This is a genomic window from Kineococcus indalonis, from assembly GCF_009906395.1.
Taxonomy (GTDB): domain Bacteria; phylum Actinomycetota; class Actinomycetes; order Actinomycetales; family Kineococcaceae; genus Kineococcus; species Kineococcus indalonis.
In genome coordinates this window covers 1-3967 of the sequence record NZ_JAAALM010000383.1, presented here as the reverse complement: position 1 = coordinate 3967, position 3967 = coordinate 1, and the positions used below count along the sequence as shown (strand labels likewise).

At 75.4% G+C, this 3967-nt stretch carries 3 protein-coding genes and 1 pseudogene; all 4 read right to left on the bottom strand.

Features of this window, described 5'->3' with window-relative positions; translation table 11 throughout:
- Window positions 1–186, bottom strand: a pseudogene (locus GTR00_RS23060) (hypothetical protein); the annotation flags it as partial.
- A 185-nt stretch (window positions 187–371) separates the two neighbouring features.
- Window positions 372–1652, bottom strand: a complete 1281-nt coding sequence (locus tag GTR00_RS25930; RefSeq protein WP_205705955.1) for an O-antigen ligase family protein — start codon at window positions 1650–1652, stop codon at window positions 372–374.
- Window positions 1653–1714: 62 nt separating this feature from the next.
- Window positions 1715–2674 carry a hypothetical protein gene (locus GTR00_RS16095; protein ID WP_166612602.1) on the bottom strand — a complete coding sequence of 320 codons (960 nt, stop codon included), beginning with the start codon at window positions 2672–2674 and terminating at the stop codon, window positions 1715–1717.
- An 86-nt stretch (window positions 2675–2760) separates the two neighbouring features.
- Window positions 2761–3384, bottom strand: a complete 624-nt coding sequence (locus GTR00_RS16090; RefSeq protein WP_205705954.1) for an acyltransferase — start codon at window positions 3382–3384, stop codon at window positions 2761–2763.
- Between the last annotated feature and the right edge of the window lie 583 nt (window positions 3385–3967).

The following is a 3967-nucleotide window of genomic DNA, read 5'->3' as shown; positions in this document are numbered from 1 at the left end:
CGTCCCGGGTTCGGCGGTCGTCACGGGCTGCACCGTCAGCGCGGCGCTCCCCGCTGCGGGGGCCGTCACCCGCTCCCTGCGGGCCACCGGTGCGGCCTCGGCGCTCACCACCGTCCCCGCCGCGACGGCGAGGCAGGCGAGCGAGGCGGCGACGCTGGTCTTGAGGACGGTGGGAAGAGCAGGCACGGCGGGGCTCCCGGGGATCTCGGCGACCCCCTGGTGATCGGCACGCCCGCGGGCGCACCTGGAGCCCCCGGGCCGCCCGGTGGCGCAGGACCACCCGGACGCCGCCGGCGCCCGGGCGCGCTCCACGGGCGGTGAGCGCCCCGCCCCGCACGGCGCGCCGCGCGCTCGGCCGGACGGGTGAGCCGTCAGGTGCCCCGCTGCTCGCGCCGTGAGCGCGGTTCGGCGAGGTGGGTGCTCAGGGCGATCCCGGCCAGCAGCCACACCAGCGCGTTGGGCAGCGGGTAGGGCACCGGGCTGAGCATGATGGCGGTGAACCAGACGGCGCTGGCCCCGATCGAGACCACGTGCCAGCCCTCCAGGTCTCCGGGCGTCCCGCGGCGGCGCAGGGCCGCCGTCCCCAGGCCGAGCGCGATGCACCCGACGAACGCGGCCGCGCCGGGCAGGCCGAGCTCCGCGGCCCGCCCCAGCACCACGTTGTGCACCTCGATGGTGACGTTCGTCACCGGGTAGTCCTCGGCCTGGCGCACGTAGTCCGTGGACACGTCCAGGAAGCGGACCCAGCCCACACCGGTCAGGGGGTGCTGCTCGACGATGCGCAGCGCGGCGGCGTTGGTGTTCTGCCGGTCGTTCACCGAGCGCACCGTGCCCGCCCGCTCGGTGACGCTCTCGGACAGGCCCGGCACCACCGCCAGCAGCAGCACGACACCGGCGACGAGGCCGGCGAGCACCACGGGCAGCTTCCGGCGCAGCCCCGGCACGGCGAGCATGCCCAGGACGACGCCCAGCGCCGCGCCGAGCCACACCGAGCGGGTCAGGGTGAGCAGCACGGCGAAGGCCGTGAGGGCGGCCGTCAGCAGCGAGACGGCCCGCCACCAGCCGCGGAAGCGGGTGGCGGCGAACCCCGCGGCCATGCCGCACATCGCGCACGCCATGCCCATCGCCTCCGAGCCCACGAAGGGGCCGCGCGCCCGGCCGAACTGGATGCCGACGCTCTCGTCCACGACGTACCGCGGGACGACGATCCAGCGGGGCCCGACCATCTCCCCGAAGGCCGTGACCCCCAGGTACAGCCCCAGCAGCACCAGGGTCCTCAGCAGCAGGTCCCGCCGGCGCTCGGTGTCGAAGACGACCGGGCCGAGGCAGAAGAGGAAGAACGGCACGACCAGCCGGTCCAGCAGGGCGAACAGGCCCAGCGGCGTGGTCAGGGTGCCGGCGAAGAGGGCCGAGAGCAGCGCGAGCCCCAGCAGGGCCGCCATCGCCGCGTGCACGGGGCGCCAGCGCAGCCGGTGGCGCGCCCACGGGCGGTGGTCCAGCAGGAGCAGGAGCGCACCCGCCCCGAAGAACGCCCGGTCCGGTCCGACGGGCAGGGGCAGGCCCAGGTGCTCGGTCTGCCCGGAGAAGACGTTGAGGACGAGGGCGGCCAGGAAGCACCAGACGTAGGCGGGCTGGCGCGCCGTCCCGCCCACGCCCGTGCTCGTCCGCGCCCCGGCGCCCGGGCCGGTCGCGGTGGGCGCCGGGTGGGGCGCGCTCACCGCGGCAGCGAGTGCTGGCCGGAGGCCCCGCGCGCCCCGCCGTCCACCCGCTGCCCGTCCCGGCCCTCCGGCAGTGCGACGGTCGCCGGGCCCGCGGCGGCGCGGCGGCGCTCCCGCCAGGTCGCCAGCACCAGGGCCAGCACGAGGCCGAGGCCGGCGCCCGCGAGCCCGTAGCGCTGCAGGGAGCTGCTGCCGTCGTCGTCGACCACCTGCGCGGGGGCGACGACCCGCAGCCCGGAGGCGGCCGGGGTGTAGGTCACGGCGTTCTCGTAGCGCTGCCCCACCGCGTCCTGCTGGACCTGGAGCACGTCCAGCTGCGCCTGCGCCTGGGCCAGCTGGTCGCGGGCGGCGGCGACGTCGGCCTCGACGGGCTCGGGGTCGCCCGCGGCGGCGCCCAGGCGGCTCTGCGCCTCCGAGACGGCCGCCTGCTGGGCCGCCACCCGCGTCGCCAGGTCGGTGTACTCGCCGAGCAGGGCCTCCGGGCCGCGGCTGGTGGAGGCGTTGACGTCGTCCACGAGGCCCTGCGAGACGACCCGGGCCGCCTCCTGCGCGGCCTGCGCCGAGGTCGCCCGCACCTGCACGCTGATGACGCTGGACTCCGGCACGGGCGAGGCGCTGACGCCGGTCACCTCGCCGGCGGCGGTGCCGAGGGTGGAGCGCAGCGCGCCGCGCGCCTGCTCGTCGTTGACGTAGCGGGCGAGGTCGGAGGCGAGCTGCTGGGAGGCCAGCGAGTAGCCGGCGACGATGCGCGCGTCCAGGCTCTCGCTGCCCACCGAGACGCGCGCCTCGCCGGTGTAGGTGGTGGGCAGGGAGAGGGCGACACCCGCCCCGGCGAGCCCGCCGGCGAGGACGAGGGCGACCGCGCTCCTCCAGCGGTGCCGCAGCGCCTGCAGCGGTGGCCGCGGCGCGGGGGCGTCGTCGGTGCGCGGTCCGGCGTGTGGGGTGGCTGGATCCATGGGCTGCTCCATCCCTGCGGGTCGGGTCGGGGACACGTCGTCGGATCGCGACAGACAGTACGCGTTCTAGAGCGCCGGGTGGTGCGTCAGGAGCGCAGGGCCCGCACGACGCGTGCGGGCGCCCCGGCCACCAGCACCCCCTCGGGAACCTCCCCGCGCACGACGGAACCGGCCGCGACCACGGAACCGGCGCCGATGCGCGCGCCGCGCAGCACGGTGCTGCCCGCGCCGATCCACACGTCCGGACCGATCACGACGGGGCTGGTGCGGTACCGGCCCCGGTCGGCCCCGAGGGGTTCGAAGACGTGGTCCTCGTCGTGCACGGAGACGCGTTCCCCGAAGCGGCAGCGGTCGCCGACCGTCAGCCCGCTGTGGACGGACACGTAGCAACCCACGTTCACGAAGACGTCCGCTCCCCAGTCGACGTCGGCGTGGAACACGCCGTGGAAGTCCCCGGCGATCGTGACGCCGGGACCGCGGTGGAAGCGCACGCCGGGCCCGAGCTCCAGCTGCACGCGCGGTCCCAGCGCCAGGGGGTTCCCGGCGAGGCGGGGTTGCACGGCCAGGGCCGCCAGGTAACGGGCCCGGGAGCGCGCCCGGTGCACGAGTTCACGCCCCCGGTCGTAACCGGTGCGGGGCGGGGGCACCGGCGTCGAGCCCGGCGTCGAGCCCGCCGAGTTCGTCGTCGCGTTCGTCGTCGCGGGGTCCATGGGCGGCATCCTGGCAGCTCCCTGCTGTCCTGTGACCGATCACTTGCGGTGAACACGGGCGGTGGGCTGGAATTCGGTTGATCGCTCCACTGCGCGATCTTCGGTTGTAACGCGCAGCGACCGCGGTGAGATATTGTGGGTTCAGATGATCAATTGATCATGGATTGTCACCGTGGGTTCACCTCTTCACTCGGGTGGCCCAGCTGTGCCTCACCTGCTCCGCAGGGACGTGACCGTGCGTGACGGACACGCCTTGCGCCGAACGGGTGAACGGCAGTGCTGGGGTGGAGAGCCACGGTGTGACGCACGGTAGTGGATCGCCCTGATCGGCTGCGCCGATCAGGTGACCTCGTGCTGCTCCGGCTCCGACGAGCATCAAGCCGGTGCGGCAGGTGGGCCGATCCAGGGGGGGCTTCCGCAGACGATTCACCTCCCCCCCTTGGAGACTTCGATGAACACGATCTTCCAGCCCCTGAAGAAGGTGGCCACGGCCTGCGCCGCGGCCGCCGTCCTCGCGACCACGGTCGTGTGCGCCCAGGCCTCCCCCGCCTCCGCCACCACCGCGGCCACGACCGCGGGAACC

What these genes read in the sequence shown, in the direction of transcription:
- GTR00_RS16095 (WP_166612602.1), bottom strand. Translation starts at nt 2,674, where the DNA reads ATGGATCCAGCCACCCCACACGCCGGACCGCGCACCGACGACGCCCCC.
- GTR00_RS16090 (WP_205705954.1), bottom strand. Translation starts at nt 3,384, where the DNA reads ATGGACCCCGCGACGACGAACGCGACGACGAACTCGGCGGGCTCGACG.